At 43.0% G+C, this 15,432-nt stretch carries 13 protein-coding genes; 6 read left to right on the top strand and 7 right to left on the bottom strand.

The window, feature by feature from the left end; genetic code table 11:
* The 4 genes from holA to F8H35_RS05495 form a co-directional block, all read left to right on the top strand.
* The coding region (holA, locus tag F8H35_RS05510; RefSeq protein WP_472572542.1) for a DNA polymerase III subunit delta at positions 1-881 on the top strand (881 nt) is incomplete at its 5' end.
* 37 nt (positions 882-918) lie between these two features.
* Positions 919-2,202 carry an RIP metalloprotease RseP gene (gene rseP / locus F8H35_RS05505; protein ID WP_472572541.1) on the top strand — a complete coding sequence of 428 codons (1,284 nt, stop codon included), beginning with the start codon at positions 919-921 and terminating at the stop codon, positions 2,200-2,202.
* Complete coding sequence (locus F8H35_RS05500) at positions 2,202-2,996, top strand: TlyA family RNA methyltransferase (protein WP_472572540.1); 795 nt, start codon at positions 2,202-2,204, stop codon at positions 2,994-2,996. Before rseP ends, F8H35_RS05500 begins: the two co-directional genes overlap by 1 nt.
* Positions 2,997-4,067 (top strand): VIT1/CCC1 transporter family protein, encoded by a 1,071-nt coding sequence (locus tag F8H35_RS05495; RefSeq protein ID WP_472572539.1) that lies wholly within the window; start codon positions 2,997-2,999, stop codon positions 4,065-4,067.
* Here F8H35_RS05495 and dpdA read toward each other — a convergent pair.
* Genes dpdA through F8H35_RS05460 form a run of 7 tightly spaced genes read right to left on the bottom strand, consistent with a single transcriptional unit; the run spans position 4,017 to position 12,718 of the window.
* Positions 4,017-5,309 carry a tRNA-guanine transglycosylase DpdA gene (gene dpdA / locus F8H35_RS05490; protein ID WP_472572538.1) on the bottom strand — a complete coding sequence of 431 codons (1,293 nt, stop codon included), beginning with the start codon at positions 5,307-5,309 and terminating at the stop codon, positions 4,017-4,019. The two genes, F8H35_RS05495 and dpdA, sit on opposite strands and share 51 nt — an antisense overlap.
* Positions 5,310-5,324: 15 nt before the next feature.
* On the bottom strand, positions 5,325-8,084 hold the full coding sequence (locus F8H35_RS05485) for a UvrD-helicase domain-containing protein (RefSeq protein ID WP_472572537.1): 2,760 nt from the start codon (positions 8,082-8,084) through the stop codon (positions 5,325-5,327).
* Positions 8,074-9,999, bottom strand: a complete 1,926-nt coding sequence (locus F8H35_RS05480) for an ATP-binding protein (protein WP_472572536.1) — start codon at positions 9,997-9,999, stop codon at positions 8,074-8,076. The genes F8H35_RS05485 and F8H35_RS05480 overlap by 11 nt, the downstream gene beginning before the upstream one ends.
* Before the next feature lie 13 nt (positions 10,000-10,012).
* Positions 10,013-11,734 (bottom strand): DNA double-strand break repair nuclease NurA, encoded by a 1,722-nt coding sequence (locus tag F8H35_RS05475; protein ID WP_472572535.1) that lies wholly within the window; start codon positions 11,732-11,734, stop codon positions 10,013-10,015.
* Complete coding sequence (locus F8H35_RS05470) at positions 11,712-12,146, bottom strand: DUF6884 domain-containing protein (RefSeq protein WP_472572534.1); 435 nt, start codon at positions 12,144-12,146, stop codon at positions 11,712-11,714. The genes F8H35_RS05475 and F8H35_RS05470 overlap by 23 nt, the downstream gene beginning before the upstream one ends.
* Before the next feature lie 49 nt (positions 12,147-12,195).
* On the bottom strand, positions 12,196-12,447 hold the full coding sequence (locus F8H35_RS05465; protein WP_472570229.1) for a hypothetical protein: 252 nt from the start codon (positions 12,445-12,447) through the stop codon (positions 12,196-12,198).
* On the bottom strand, positions 12,422-12,718 hold the full coding sequence (locus F8H35_RS05460) for a BrnT family toxin (RefSeq protein WP_472570230.1): 297 nt from the start codon (positions 12,716-12,718) through the stop codon (positions 12,422-12,424). Before F8H35_RS05460 ends, F8H35_RS05465 begins: the two co-directional genes overlap by 26 nt.
* 68 nt (positions 12,719-12,786) lie before the next feature.
* Here F8H35_RS05460 and F8H35_RS05455 point away from each other — a divergent pair, with 68 nt between their 5' ends.
* Both F8H35_RS05455 and F8H35_RS05450 read left to right on the top strand, forming a co-directional pair.
* The gene (locus tag F8H35_RS05455) at positions 12,787-13,560 is read left to right on the top strand and encodes a M48 family metallopeptidase (protein WP_472572533.1); all 774 of its coding nucleotides are present in this window, start codon (positions 12,787-12,789) and stop codon (positions 13,558-13,560) included.
* A gap of 77 nt (positions 13,561-13,637) precedes the next feature.
* Positions 13,638-15,432 (top strand): dynamin family protein (locus F8H35_RS05450; protein WP_472572532.1); only part of this gene is annotated, 1,795 nt, incomplete at its 3' end.

The raw sequence follows: 15,432 nt of genomic DNA, 5'->3' as shown, positions 1-15,432 counted from the left end.
GGATATTCATCTACGGTGATGAGAGCTACTTAACAGACCAGTTCTTAAAGAAGCTCTCTGAAATCAGGGAAGTTGAGAAGTTCTACCCGGACTCATTGGAGGAGTTCTTCGGGTTTACAGGGAGCTCCCTCTTCGGCCCGTCTCCACTTCCCATTATCGTCCACGGCGAGGAGCTCCCAAAGTTCCTGAGGAAAAAGGCCGAAAAGGAAAGGTTCATAAAGAAACTGAAAAGTTTAGACGAGTTTGTTGTTGCAGCTTTCTCAGGTCTTGATTACAAAACACTTAAAGGAGAAATCTTTTCTGAAATTTCCAGAATGGCAGATGTTTCAGTAGTTTCAGAACCATACCCACCAAAGGCAAAGCTGAACCTCATAAAGAAGAAACTCTCCCAGAGGGGAGATGTAAAACCTGAAGTGATAAACCTAATAGCCGAAAAGGTAGAAGGAGACCTGTGGGAGCTGAAAAACGAAACCGACAAGCTCCTGTGCTACCCGGGAGAGCTCAACGAAGAGGTGGTGGAGCTCCTCATCTCAAGCACTCCAAAGGTTGACCTCTTCAACCTAATATACCTGTTAATAGAGGGAAAGAGAAAAGAGTTCCTCTCTCAGGTCTCTCAGCTCCTTTCAGAGGGGGCAGAACCGCTACAGCTGATAGGCCTCCTCCAGTCTCAGGTTCGCCAGCTGGTAAAAACGGCATCAGGCCAGCCACCAAAACTCCCCCAGCAGGCGTTAAGGAAACTACAGCTATACGGCAGGAAGTTGGGAGTAAAAAGGGGTCTGAAGCTCCTTAAACTCCTCAACGAAGCAGAGTTTGACGTAAAGACCGGAAGGGCAACGGGAGGTGAGGCTTTAACAGGTCTGGCCTTTAAAGATTTTGACTGAAACCATAAATTTCCCACCAAACCTGTAAGGAGGTTCTATGCATACACTCCTCTACTTCATAATTGCCTTAGGCATTCTCATATTCGTCCACGAGTTTGGCCACTTTATAGCGGCAAGGTTTTTCGGAGTTAGAGTTGAAACCTTCTCAATAGGTTTTGGGCCAAAGCTCTTCAAGTTCAGGTGCTGTGAAACCGAGTTTGCAGTAAGCCTCATTCCCTTAGGTGGATACGTAAAGATGGCAGGGGAAGACCCCGACAAACCTGTCAAGTCTCCCGACGAGTTCTACGCCAAACCCCCCTGGCAGAGGATAGTAATAGCCCTTGCAGGGCCTTTAATGAACCTCTTTTTAGCGGTTGTCTTCTTTGCACTTTCTTACTCAATAGGCAGGTATATTCCCTCCTACCAGGTAGAAGCCGCAAGGGTAGGCTTTGTCCTCTCTCAGAAAATTCCCTTAAAGCCGGGAGATGTGATAGTTTCAGCAAATGGAAAACCTGTTAAGAGCTGGAAAGAGCTCAATCAGATAATAGCCTTAAACCCTAATAGAGACATAACCTTAACCGTTAAAAGAGACGGAAAACTTGAAACTGTAAAGGTTCATACAGGTATTGATGAGAAAAACGGCATTGGAACTCTTCCCGTGGTTCCAGCAATAAAACCGGTAATAGGCAAGGTTATTAAAGGTTCTCCTGCAGAGAAGGCAGGTCTGAAGCCTGGAGACATTATCCTGAAAATAAACGGCAGGGAGATAACCCGCTGGGAGCAGGTTGTTGAGCTGATAGGAAACAGCAAAGGAAAAGCTGTAAAACTCCTGATTCTCAGGAACGGGAAAAAGATTGAAATCACCGTCAAGCCCCAACTGAACAGAAAACTTGGAAGGTATACAATCGGAATAGTTCCAAAAGTCAATCTGGTCTTTGTCAAATACCCGCCGTTAAAAGCCTTTGAAAAGGGAATTGAGGAGTTCAAGAACCAGACGGTTCTCTTCTTTACATTCCTCTACAAGCTCTTAACAGGTCAGGCTTCAATCAAGAGCTTAGGCGGACCCATTCTCATTGCAGAGGTTGCAGGAAAGGCTGCGCAGGCGGGAATATCAAACTTCATCTACTTCATGGGATTCATAAGCCTCCAGCTTGGCTACTTCAACCTCCTGCCCCTGCCCGTTTTAGACGGCGGGCTGATACTCCTATTCCTGATTGAGATTTTAAGGAGAAGACCTGTATCTCCCTCATTCAGGGAGAAGTTCCAGCAGGTAGGGCTTGCCCTTATAGGCCTCTTAATGGCAATAGTCTTCTACAACGACATTATGAGGCTGGTTCACTGATGGGAAAGAAAGAGAGATTAGATAAGGTTCTGGTTGAGAGAGGGCTTGTTAAGAGCCGTGAGAGGGCAAAGGCCCTCATAATGGCAGGGAAGGTTCTTGTTGACGGGAAAGTTGTTGACAAGGCGGGAGCTCCCGTTTCCCCCGATTCAAAAATTGAGATTAAGGGAGAGGACATCCCCTACGTTTCCCGTGGTGGCCTTAAGTTAAAAACGGCAATAGACGAGTTCGGCCTCAACGTTAAAGGCTTCACCTGTTTAGACGTTGGAGCCTCCACCGGCGGGTTTACAGACTGCCTCCTCCAACACGGAGCAAAAAAGGTTTACGCGGTAGACGTTGGGAAAGGACAGCTTGACTGGAAGCTGAGGAACGACGAGAGAGTCATCTCAATAGAGGGATTCAACGCAAGGTATTTAACAGAAAAAGAGGTTCCGGAAAAGGTTGACCTAATAGTCATTGACGTTTCATTTATCTCCTTAGAGAAGATCCTCCCCGTTGTAAAACAGTTCCTAAAACCGGGAGCAAAGATCGTTGCACTGATAAAGCCCCAGTTTGAGCTGACAAAGAGGGAGGTTGACAGGGGTAAAGGAGTGATAAGAGACCCGGAGCTCCACAGAAAGGCCATACTAAAAATCCTCAACTTTGCCCGTTCAATCGGCCTCTATCCTGAAAAACTGACCCTCTCAAAACCAAGAGGCCCTAAAGGGAACAAAGAGTTTTTAGTTCTCCTCTCTCAAAGAGCTGAAGACGACCTAATAGATGAGAAAACCGTTGAAGACGTGGTCGGGAGGGAGTAGTTGGAAGTTGAAAAGGTGGTCTCTTTCTACATAGGAGAGATGGAAGACTACCTGCTGTACAGTGAGCTCTCTGAAAACGCAAAAGGGGAGCTCCGCCAGAAATTAAAAGAGATAGCTGAAATAGAGAGGTTCCACAGCCAGTTCTGGGAAAACATCCTTAAAAAGCATGGAGTAAATCCGCCGGAAGTAAGGGAGCTCCGCGGAAAGAAAAAGCTAATAACCCTCCTCTCCCGCCTCTTTAACCCGGCTGTTATCGTATCTCTCCTTGAGATGGGGGAGTCCAGAACCGTTAAGGAATACTTTTCATTCCTGAAAGAGGGAAACCTGAATTCGGAAGAGCAGGAAACCCTTAAAAAGATTATCCTTGATGAGATTGAGCACGAAACCTTCTTCTCCAAAGAGGCAAAGGAGTTTGGACTTTCAAACGTTAGAGACTTTGTCCTTGGAATGAACGACGGCCTCGTTGAGATACTGGGAACGACAACAGGGCTTTCAGCCGTTTATCCAGATAAACCCTTCCTTGTTGGAATCTCCGGCCTGGTTGTTGGGGTGGCGGGAGCTCTCTCTATGGCAATAGGAGCTTTTGTCTCTGTCAAATCTCAGAAAGAGGTCAACAGAGCCCTTAAAGAGGAGCTTGAAATTCTTACAGAGGTTGCCCCGGAAAGGGCAAGAGAAAAGGTTAAAGAGGAGCTGATAGAGAGAGGAGTTCCTGAAAAGGTTGCAGAGAGGCTTTCCAAAACGGAAGAGCTCAGAAACCTTGTGAAAATTATTACTTCTGCTGAAGACGAAAGCGAAATACGCTCAGCCCTCTTTACGGGAACCGCCTACCTTTTCGGTGCCGCGTTCCCCGTTCTTCCCTACTTCTTACTTCCGTCGTCCTTAATCTCTCTTCCTGTGAGTCTCCTCCTTGCAGGAGCTGTTTTAGGAGCAGTTGGCGGTTTCATAGCCCTCTTTTCAGGAATTGACGTGAAGAGAAAAGCTATAGAAATGGTAGGAGCAGGCTTCTCAGCTGCAGGCCTATCATTTCTTTTCGGGAAGTTTCTCCAGTCTGTTGCCGGAATTGGAGTTTAGAGAACAGAACTCTTTATAAAAGATATAAACGTTGTGGAAACCTCTTCTTCTGTTTCTGTCGGCTCCTCTGAAGATTACAACGTCTACTCCAAGCTCTCTACAGACCGGGCAGCTGCACTTTTTCCAGATTTTGCTTTCAAGGAGCTCCCTGTAGAGCTCCCTGTATCTCTCCTCTTTAAACTCGTTCCTCAAAAAGAGCCTGTCGTAGGCGATTATCTCCTCAAGGAGCTCTCCGTAGTCCTTTAACTCTCCCCTGTCATACGCCCTCAAGCCCTTTAAAATTCTCCTCTCCATCTCCTCAACGTTTAAAGGGAGCTCCCTTGCCTTATTCCTGAGCCTCGGATTTTTACAGTCTGGAACCCTTATGGACGAATACCAGTTTCCGTCAACTCCTAAGTAGTTCTTCGCTGCCTTGAGCCAGGCCTTCCGAAGGTATGAAGCGCTGTCAAAACTGTAGATTGATAGATCTCTCATAAGGGGAAGGAGCTCCCTCCTCAAAACCCCCAAAAGGTGGAACCTTGCCTTCTTCAAGAGGCCTTTTTTCTTTAAAGTTAAAAGGAGCTCGGCAATAAATTCCGTTCTCCTTGGAACAAGTCCACCAAGGGCTATAAAGTCGTAGCCCATATCTATCAGGTTTCCAACGCTGTCTGTGTAGGTCTCAACAGAGTAGCCCTGAGCTGCCCCAACTGGGTGAAACCCTTTAGCTTTCTTTAGAAATTCCTCTCCGTTTTCAAGGCTTATCTGTCTTCTGAACTCTAGCTCATCTTCAGAGAGCTCTATCTTTACCTTTCCCCTGCTCCTCTTTTTGCTCTTATACGAAAATTCTCCTTCTTTCCCCTTTTCAACTAAAATCACGTCTGAACAGATGTGGTCAACAGAAATCCCGTAGTCAAAACCTAAAAGGGAGTAAGTCTTAACCGCCTCATCAACAGATAAGAGAGGCTCCTTTTCGTTAACATAGGTAAAAGCCCCACAGTCTCCCATAACGGGAAGACCTAAAGAGTCAACTCTCAAATACTCCTTAACGTTCTCAACTCCCCTTATTGTCGGCCTTCCGTTAACCTTTAAGAGTTTCAGCTTGAACTCAAACATACCAAGGCTCAAGAGGATTCCGTCGTAGGGGGGCGGTTTAAAAATCTCGTGGGCAAAGAGAGAGTTCTCATAGCCTCCAGAGTAGGTATCTGTAATCGGGTCAAAATCTCTGTGAACCCAGTCTTCCCAGTAGGGGAGAAAGAACTTCATCGGCCACTCCCGGCTTTAAGTGGCCTGAATTATATCTCTACCTTTAGGACAGCAGAACCTGAAATCACACGCTTTACAGGTCTTTACGTCTGGGTCTTCAGGGAAAGGCCAGCTGTTCTTACTTTTACACTCCTCAATCTTCTTCAGAACCCCCTTAACCTCCTCCCAAAATCCCTCTCCCTGTTCAGGGTCAAAGAACTCCAGCGGTTCAGGGTCTTTTTCAAGGTATTCGTTTAGAAAACAGAGAACCAACCTGCTGACTCTCTTCCCCTTCTGAGAAAGCATCATACCGTAGAATTTGAGCTGCTTCTGGTAGGTCTCAAGGAGCCTCTCCCTCCCTTCCCTCTTTGGGTTCTTCATAGACTTGAAGTCCCAGATTTCCAGGCCGTCTTCCCCTCTTAAGAGAACATCTATAACCCCTTTAAGGTAAAAACCTTCTTTCTTGACGCTTACGGGGAGCTCCGCCCTCTCCACCCTCCTGTAAAACTCCTCTCCCTTTACTTCAACAAACCTCTTAACGATTGAAAGAGCTCTCTTAACCCTCTCTTCCTCAGGCCTTGGAACACCGGCAACCTCTAAAGAGGAGCAGACAATTCTGAAGAGCTCTTCAATCTCATCTTCAGTGGGAACCCTCCCGTTCTTCTTGAAGAAGATGTAAACCTGCCTGAGGGTTCTGTGGATTGCCGTTCCAAACCACTCCTGAACGGCAGACGAGGAGGCAAAGTTGTAGAACTTCATAAAACCGTAGAGCCTTGGGCAGAGGAGAAAGGAAACAACATCTCCAGTAAACGAGTAGAGCCTCGGCTTCCCTTTCAAAGACCTCCCCGTAAAGTCCTCAAACTTGAGCTCTCTAAGCTTTAACTTCTCACTATCTCCCCTGTACGCCTTCCTCTTTCTCTCGTCCCCTTCCGGGTAAATTGAAGAGTACTCCCCCTTTTTAACGTCTCTTCTGCCGTCAAGGATTATCAGGAGTTGCTGAGCCCTTGAGTAGGCAACGTAGAGCTTCCTCTTTATGGTGTTTATATCCACCGGCGGTGGGAGGAGCTCCGCCACCTCGTCATCAACGTAAGGTCTTATCAGCTCGTTAATCTTCTCTATCTCTTCCTCTTTAAGCCAGTCAACGGCAACGAAAACAACGGGAAACTCAAGCCCCTTAGCCTGGTGAATCGTCATAACGGGAAAGTGGTCTTCAGGGAGGAATTCAGGGGGAATCTCAGGGTCGTCAATACTCTCAACAAAAGGAACGAAGACGGAGGAGAACTTCTCGGGGAGCTCTCCCCTCTCGTAAACATCCTCAAGCTGAGAGATAAATCCTGAAAGGTGTGAAACGTCAAAGAGAACCTCAGGGTCTTCACTGTCTAAGTAGCCCAAAAGTGAGGCAACTCTGTAGTAGGCCTCAAGGAGGTTTGTATCTCCATCGTCATAATCCCTTTTTATCCTTTTAACCTCTTCTTTCTCGTCGTCTCTCAAATCAAAGAGCTTACTTTCATCACCCCTTAAAACAAAGTCCAGAAGCCTCAGAAGTCTCCGGCTCCTCTTCTTCCTGCCGAAACTTCTTGACCTCGGGTTGTAGACCTTTATCCCCCTCCTCTCCAGCTCCTTTTTAAGGTTTAAGACAAAAGAGGACTCCTCCTCTCTTGCAGAGGGAACCAGTAGAACGGCGTCTGAAATCTTTGAGATAAGTCTACCATCCTTCAGAAACAGAACTATGTCTGCAACCTTTTCGGCAAGCTCCTTCCTATCCTTTTTCCTCAGATACTCAACCCTTACACCGTCTCCCTTTGGACCCCGATGGACAAGCTTCCTCTTTCCTCTAACTCTTTCAGGCTTTAGCTCAGAAAATCCGTTTATGTAGTAGTTGAGGAAGTCAACAATATCCTTAACTGAACGGTAGTTTTTGGTTAAGAAGACTTTTTCTACAGGTCTCCCTAACTTTCTCTTTACCCTATCCTCAAACTTTATAAAACTCTTAACGGTTGCTCCCCTAAAACTGAAGAGGGATTGGTCTTCATCTCCCACAACAACAAAGCTCTTACACCGGGAAGCTATCTTAAAGTAGACAGACTCATCCAACGGGTTTGTATCCTGGTATTCATCAACTAAAAGGTGGTTTACCTGAGAAAGGAACCGATTTCCCATCTCTGTGTCTAAAAACTCCAAGAAGAGCTTCTCAACGCCGTTGAAGTCAATAAAGCTGTTTCTCTTAAGGAAACCTTTATAAATCCTGTAAATCTCTGCCGCTTCCCTAACCGCCGGGTTTCCTGAACCCGCCATCTTCTCAAGGTCGGGGCTGTAGAGCGAAATCCTCTCTATCAGTGTCTCAACCTTTCCAAAGAGCTGTTTCTCTTCCTTTTCCTTCCAGCTATCTCCAAAAAAGAAGGAGAAGAAGTTGGGGAATTCTGGGAACCTTCCCTTAAAGAGGTCGTAGAGGAGAACCCGCCGGCCAAAATCTTCAAGGAGCCTCCTTTTCTGAATCTCCTCGTAGCCGAACTCTTCCATTACCTGAAAACAGAGGGAATGGAGAGTTCCGCAGTAAACTCCTAACGGGTCAACACCTTTTTCCTGAGCCTTCTCCAAAAGCCTTACCTCAAACTCCTCGGCCGCTTTCCTTGTAAACGTAACAATCATTATGGATTCAGGGAGAGTTCCCTTTTTAAGGAGCTCCACCACCCTGCTTACAAGGGCTTCTGTCTTCCCAGTCCCCGGCCCTGCTACAACCTGAAGAACTCCCTCCTCAAACTCAACTATCTCTTTTTGTTCCGGATTAAGCTTCACTCCACAATCTCCTTAAAGGTCTTGGGTGCTCTCTACCCTCTTTAGATAGCCTGTCTCTGAACCTCACTAAAAGGCTTCTTCTGGTTTTCAACGCTGTTCCTGTTATTATTGATACTCCCCTCTCAACCGTTTTAAGAGTTTCTATGTCTTCCTGCGAAATAGACTCGCCAACCGTCCTTACGAAAGAGAGATCTTCAGGGTTTATAACCCTGTGAAGTATCAGGGTGTTACACTGGGAAACGGGAAGAGGATCCACAGAAGCAGGCTTCTGGGAAACGATTATCAGCCCCAAACCCATCTTTCTACCTTCTGTGGCAACTCTTCTTACTATATTCCTTGCAAACCTGCTTGCAGGGTGGTCTATATCTTCAGCGCCAGACCTTGGAATAAGCACCCTCGCTTCTTCAATCACAAAGAGAATAGGCCAATCCCCTTTCTGAACTGAGAGCTCCCCAGATTTATGCAGGTGAAAGGCTGAATAGAACACGGAGTAAAGGAGAGCTCTCTGAACCGTTTCAGGACTTAAAGAAGAAAGGTCAAAAATGATATTTGAGACAAAAGAGAGGAAACCTGACTTACCTGAAAAAGCTTTTACAAGCTCGTAGGAGTCAACAGAAAGGAATCTACCCTGAGAAGAGAGAACCATTTTCGCTTTCTCAAGTTGCCTCTTTACAGGATATTTAGACTTATTATTTCCTAAAGAATCAACTTTAGATAGAAGAGCGTTAACAAGTTCCAGATCCCTCTTTTCTTCTCCCGAATTTTCTATCTCTTCTTCCATACTATCAAGCCATCGGGTATAAATTCCCTCCTGAGCTTCAGATATCTCTTCTCCCGAATAGGCCTCAATCATGTTCATTACAAAATACTTGTTAAAGAACCTGTTAAGTATGATACTTGGATAACCTTCAACCTTCAGCTTAATCAATCTATCCAGAATTTGTGAAGGAACGGCTTTAGCAAGCTTTTCAAAGTCAAACTCTTCCGAAAACTTCAAGAGTTTCTCTCTGAACTCTCTTAAAGTCTCATCTTGCCTTTCTCTAAAGGGTAGAACAACATCTCGCTTTAAAACAGAAGAAAACATAGCAAGCCTGAAACAGATGGAGCTGGGCTGGAGCTCCCTTTTCATCTCTTTCTTTACAATATCTCTGTAAGGACTGGGAACTAACTTGAGATAAGTGCTCCATCTCTTCTTCAAAAAATCCTGGTAGTCTTTAGCCAAACGTCTTAAAGGAGATTCTTCCCTTTCAAGATCTTCTTTAAGGACTAAAAAGAGGTCGTCCTTCAGAACTCCCAAGTTAACGTAGTCTCCGTGGGGGTCAAAAATGATGTTCTTAACACCTCTAATTGTAAACTCCTCAAGGAGAACTCCCGTTGTTGTTGTTTTACCCATTCCAGTCATGCCGAAAATACCAGCGTGCATCGTAACTAGCTGGTCTCCGTCCAGCGAAAAACGGGCATCTCTAACCTGTTCAGTAAAACCGGGAAACAGATTAAAGGGCTCAGGGTTAAAGTAAAGGTTTTCAAGAAGGTCTTTGTCTATGAAGAAGACAGGAGCTCCCGTCTCCACAGGCCGGGTAAGGGTTCTTATCTCCCCAGCTTCCTCATCAAACTCACCGATAACTTCACAGCGGGCGATGTAAGTCTTAAACCGGTCTGACCTTAAGTAATCTGCAACTTCCTTGCCGTACTCATCGTTCACAAAAAACTTTAAATTCTCTGGAGAGAGGAGCGGGTTATCCGTTAGAATATCAACAACCTTCCCTACAACTCTGTAAGTCTTCCCTCCTGAATCTTTTGACTCAACGACAACAAACAGATTTCTAAGGCTCTTCACTTTTTGAGGAGAGAAAACAAAAGAAAACCTTTCAGTTGAAGCTTCTCCGAAAACAGCTCCTATAGCCTCTTCTACCATCTCCCCCTCCTTACTAACGAGAGTAAAAGTCTCTCTTCATACCAAAAATCACCTGCTTAACGATTTCAAGGGCATCTCTATCGCCGTCGGTTCTGCCAAGGAGCTCCCTAACAACCCTCTCCCTCAAAAGCCCCTTAGCAAGCCGATTGATCAAATCTGTAGAAACCCGCACCAGGTTATCAGCATACTTAAGGAAAACTGGAATTCCGTAGTTCCTGTAAACCGAACTAAACAGATATACCATACAGCACAGTTCATCTGCTCTATCAAAAGCTGCTTCAGGGAACTCTATCCTAAGGGCAAACTTAATATCTGAAGTTCTAACGTAGGCCATGTAGAAACGGAGCTTTTCAGGTGGAAGGAGGCCCCTAAGGAGAATTTCCTCTAACCAGAAGTGTTGAAGACCATTACTGGCGCTACCAAAAGGAGTTCTATAAACCTGATAATCCTCATCTGCTTCGTAAACTTCTTTCCTGTTTGCCTCTCTGCTCCTGTAACGCCTTATCTCAAAAGGAGATGTATAAAAAGCTGTAGTAGGGTCAAAATCTAAGGCAAAAGTAAGAAGATGGTCGTCGTAAAAGTCTAACGATTCAAGAGCTTTATGAATTTTTCCTTCTCTAAGGAAATCTTTAAAAAATTTCAGCTCCCCGTTATTACTTAAACCCAAAATCCCGGTAGAATATACCTTATACCTGAATCTTCTGTTCGCATCTCCAACTTTTGCAAACGCAAAAGAATAGTAAAACCTTATAAACTCTTTTGATCTGGGAGACTTAACAACTCCACATACAAGAAAGTTATGCTTCTTTGAGAGGTCATTAAGAAGTCTTAAAAGGAAAAAATAGACAAAAAGCCCCGGAACCTCTCCGTTTTCAAGAACTGCATTCTTAAATTCTGGAACTTGATTAAAATCATCGCTGAGTTCCAATCGCTTTTTCATCTCTTTATAGGCAGAACTTTCAAGGATAAGCTCCAAAAGTTTTCCCTTTGCCAGTTCTTCAATTGTAAGATTTTCCTGAAAAAGGTCACACCTGAGATTCCTCTCTAACCATGCTGCATTTCCAACATACCTTCTAATGTCAGGATCTACAGCAAACAGTTTCTTCAATTCATCTAAAGTAAAAGTTACAAAGAGGAATGAGTGAAGCTGTCTTATCAGAGGTCCATCAATAAAAAGAGCATAAATATTTTCTTCTCTACTTAAAAGAAGAACAGCTGAATAAAGTGCAACTATTAGATTCTGAATATAAGTAAGAAGATCCAGTTTTCTTTTAACAGATTCATCGTCTTCAGAAATTCTAAAAGAGGAAAGAACAGCAAGAATTTTCTCTCTATCAGTAGAAGAATTTGAAACTTTCATACCAAATGCCAGACTTCCCCTGTAAAAGTAATCTTTACTCATTATTAAATCATCTGAATGTTGAGACTCATCAACGGCAATAACCCATTTATCCTTTACATTTTCGTAAAATGTTTTAAGGATTTCCTCTTTAACCCCTTTTTTTATTTTAAGTGGATACTCTCTCATTCCAACTCTAACAGAAACATTTTCGTTGAAAACTTCCCTTACAAGGGGAACAAAACTGAAGTAAGAGTCTATAATGCGGGATATTTCAGGACTTTCCCCCAAAGAGGCTATAATGGAACTCAAAATGTTTGAAACTGCCTGCTCTCTTGCCTTATCTTTCCTTATAAGCTCTAAGATCTGCTCATTACTCAAAGGTTCTAATTCCACCTTCAACCCCTCCGATAATTTCTTCCAACTTCCCTATGTCTCCCATGTTCCCGTAGCCGAAAACTATTAGCTCTTTGCCAAGGAGCTCCGCCGCCTTCTCTATACAGTTCAGATACTCCTTCCTTGCCCCTCCCCTATAGTAAACGATAACGTCAAAGTTTTTCAGACGGGAAAGGAGGGTTGGGAGGAGCTCCCCGCACCTCTCTTCCGTCATTACCGCCTCATACGGCTCAATCTCCTCATCGCCTGAAATAAGGCCGTAACCGGCACTCAGAATAAAAAAAGGAACTCCAAGCTCCTTAGACCTTCTATAAAGGTGCCTTATCCTTGCAGACTTGTAGAGCTTCCCTGCCGGAAGTTTCCTGTCTTCCTTCTTCCCTCCACAGGCCGTAACAAGTGCAATCTTCTTCAATTTTCTCCTCAGAAATCACAGTTTTTTATTTTTAAAAACCGGAACATACTTACTTCACTACTTTAAACTGTTCACCAAAATGTTCCTTCAATAACTTTATAGCTTCTTCTTTTAGTTCCGGAGACGTAAACTCAACAGTAATTTGGAATCTCCTTTCAGTTCCTAACTTTTTAATAGAATTTTTCGCCGTTTCTTCAACCAAGATTTTCCATTTATCAAAATCTTCAACTCTTTTAGCATTCTCAATGTTATCTTCTATCTCCTTCTCATACTGGTCAAGCCTTATTTTCTCCCAATCCATCTTTTCCTCTTAAATAGCGTTTAGTATACTTCCGGCTCGGATAAGCTGTTATCAATCTTAATTTATCACCTCGTTTCTCAAAGGGAACAACCCACACATAACCCTTAAGTTTTACTATCAACAACTTCTGCTTCGGATACTTTTCTCTGTTAGGATGGTAAAGAATATCTATTAAACCACCTGAAGCTAAGGCTCTTACAACTTCCTCAAAAGAGACGTTTCTCTCCCTTTTCAGTTTTTCATTCTTCTTTTCATCCCATTCAAACACCATAAATCCCTTTTTCTGTCTCTTTAGAGTTTAATAATTTAACCCAAACTGCCCTTTTTCAAGGAGAGACTATGAGGCTGAGCTTTCCTCTGCCGGGAAGTGTAGGGAGCTCCGTTATCTACACCTACTACGCCTTTACGCTTCTCTGCATAGTAGCCTCAACCTACATCTACCTTTCGTTCTGGGAGCTCCTCAAACTCATAATTTTCTACTACTTTGGCAAATTTCTGTTCAAGCAGGGATATAAACTTTCAATAAAACTCTACTGCATGAACCTGATAAGAAAACTGAAAAAGACAGCAAACTACAGGGAGAAAATAAGAGTAATCGTTTTAGACGTTCCAATTCCCAACGCATTTGCCTTTAGAAGCGAGGGAACTTTTGGAATTTTCGGAAAACACAAAAAATACATAGCGGTAACAACAGAAATTGTGAAAATGTCAAACAAAGACGAGCTCAACTTCGTTTTAGCCCACGAGTTTGCCCACCACTACAAAAACCACATAATTGTTGCGGCAATCTCCTACGCCCTCTCTCAGATCTCAATCATTCAGCTCCTCACAGCTCCACTATCAATATTCTCTATCCTCTCAACCGCCGTAATAGCAATCACCGCTGTTATATCAAGAAGGCAGGAAAAAGAGGCCGACAGGCTCGCCGCAGAGTTCCTGAAAAAAGCCAAACTCCCCTGCCACGGCGGAATAACCCTCTTTGAGAAATTCAAAAAGTTTGAAGAAAAAGCCAGCAACAGCATACTCTCAAAGATCATTGACTTCTTCACGGCAGACCACCCGACATTAGAGGAGAGAATACGGGAGCTCTCCACCTTCTGCCCAAAAAAGTAGCCTATATGTCCCATTTTCTGTCTCAAAAGAAACTTATCATGGTGTAACAGAATTTTGGGAAGGAGGTAAGGAAAACAATGCTAACGAACTTCAAAAAAGAACAAGAAAAACTAACTGAGGCCTACAAAAAGCTGATTGAGTATAAGTTTGTTCCTCTTAAAAGAAGAAAAATTACAGAAAAGGACATTGAAGAAAGCATAAAAGAACTTCAAGAAGCAAGATTCATCGTTAGCTTCTGCGGTCAAATAAAGGCCGGCAAATCAACTCTCCTCAACGCATTACTCTTCGGAGACGAAATACTCCCGGCAGCTTCTACTCCTCACACTGCAAAAATAACCATAATAAACTACGCCAAAGAACCCTACTTTGAAGCCATCTACTACACAGGAGAAGAATGGAAAGAACTCAAAGAAACACTTAAAAAAGAAAAAATTGAAGAAGACGGAGTAACAACAACCTATTTTGACAAATATCTTAAACCTCAATTAAACAACTCCATAAGTCATGGTATTTACGAAGATGACGTAATAGGAAAGTCAAAAGAAACTGTCAAAGACCTGTCAAAACTTGACGATTACGTTGGAGCCAAAGGGAAATACATGCCATTCGTTAAAGAAATACACCTATACTGGCCAAATGAAATCTTAAAACAGATAACCATTGTAGATACTCCCGGAACAAACGACCCAAACCCATACAGATCCAAAATAACTGAGGACTGGATACACAAATCAAATGCCGTTGTCTACGTTGTTTATGCAGGCCAGGCCTTTTCTACAGCTGACATTGAATTTATTGACAGATATCTGGTGGGAATAGATCCAGACCTTTTAGTATTCGCCGTTAACAAAATGGATATGGTTAACAAGTCTGAACTTGAAGTGTGGATAAATAAAGTCAGAGAAGACCAAAAACTCAAAGCCAGAAGAATAATGCAGGATAAAAACTCAGTTGTCTACGTAAGTGGACTTGGAGGGTTAATAAGAAAGCTCTACGATGCTGGCAAACTTGAGAACTCAAAATATGGAGAAGATGAGGAGTTTATAGAAAGACTGGACGAAACCGGTTATATAGAAAACCCCGGTCTTGAAAATCTGGAAAGGGTAATTGAAAAGAAAATAATAAAATCAAAAGGTAAAAAGCTATTAGCTTCTCATAAGGCCAAAATCAAAGGAGTTATCATAGACAAAATCACTGAAATAAAAGAAGAACTCCGTCTATTATCAAAGAAATTAGAGTTCTACAGCCTTAAAAAGGAAGAATTAGAAGAAGAAATAAAGAAATATAAGGCTAAAGAGCAGGAATTGGCCATAAAAACAAAAGCTTTAGACGACGCAATTAAAACAGTTCTTGCAGAATTTCAAGGCGAGCTACAAACATTTATATTGGATATAGAAAACAAGCTTCTTACAGAAATCAGAATAAATATTAAAAAGCTATCCAGTTTTGATGACATTAAAGTTAACGCAGCTCCAATTGTAGTTAACACTCTACATAAATACAATAATTTACTATTCTCTAAATTAATAGGAGAAAGTTTTCAAAATTCAAGTCCTGTAAATCACTTAACTAATGAACTTGCAAATAAGTTAAAAAACTTTGAAGAAGAATTCCAAGGAAACTCTATCATCACTGCAGGCATAAAATCAAAGATTTACGGAAAACTTACAGATGAAATAGAAAAACTCACTGAGTTAACCAAAGATCTAATAAGACAAAATGCCGAAGAACTTTCAAAACTCGGTTTTCTTAAAACTTTAGGCTCCTGGATAAAAGTTGTGGATAAAAGTAGTGAACTTGAAAGCAGAAAAAATAGTTTAATTAGTAGAATTGAAGAGCTTGCAATCAAACCCTATTTTCAGAATATAAATG

It is taken from the genome of Thermovibrio sp. (genome assembly GCA_015488335.1).
In the GTDB taxonomy this organism is placed as follows: Bacteria; Aquificota; Aquificia; order Desulfurobacteriales; family Desulfurobacteriaceae; genus Balnearium.
Note: the sequence above shows the minus strand (reverse complement) of the source record. Positions and strands in the feature narration are given on the sequence as shown.

Excerpts from the sequence above, each read along its gene's own strand:
- rseP (WP_472572541.1), top strand. The coding sequence starts at position 919 with ATGCATACACTCCTCTACTTCATAATTGCCTTAGGCATTCTCATATTC.
- F8H35_RS05500 (WP_472572540.1), top strand. The coding sequence starts at position 2,202 with ATGGGAAAGAAAGAGAGATTAGATAAGGTTCTGGTTGAGAGAGGGCTT.
- dpdA (WP_472572538.1), bottom strand. The coding sequence starts at position 5,309 with ATGAAGTTCTTTCTCCCCTACTGGGAAGACTGGGTTCACAGAGATTTT.
- F8H35_RS05480 (WP_472572536.1), bottom strand. The coding sequence starts at position 9,999 with ATGGTAGAAGAGGCTATAGGAGCTGTTTTCGGAGAAGCTTCAACTGAA.
- F8H35_RS05465 (WP_472570229.1), bottom strand. The coding sequence starts at position 12,447 with ATGGATTGGGAGAAAATAAGGCTTGACCAGTATGAGAAGGAGATAGAA.
- F8H35_RS05460 (WP_472570230.1), bottom strand. The coding sequence starts at position 12,718 with ATGGTGTTTGAATGGGATGAAAAGAAGAATGAAAAACTGAAAAGGGAG.
- F8H35_RS05455 (WP_472572533.1), top strand. The coding sequence starts at position 12,787 with ATGAGGCTGAGCTTTCCTCTGCCGGGAAGTGTAGGGAGCTCCGTTATC.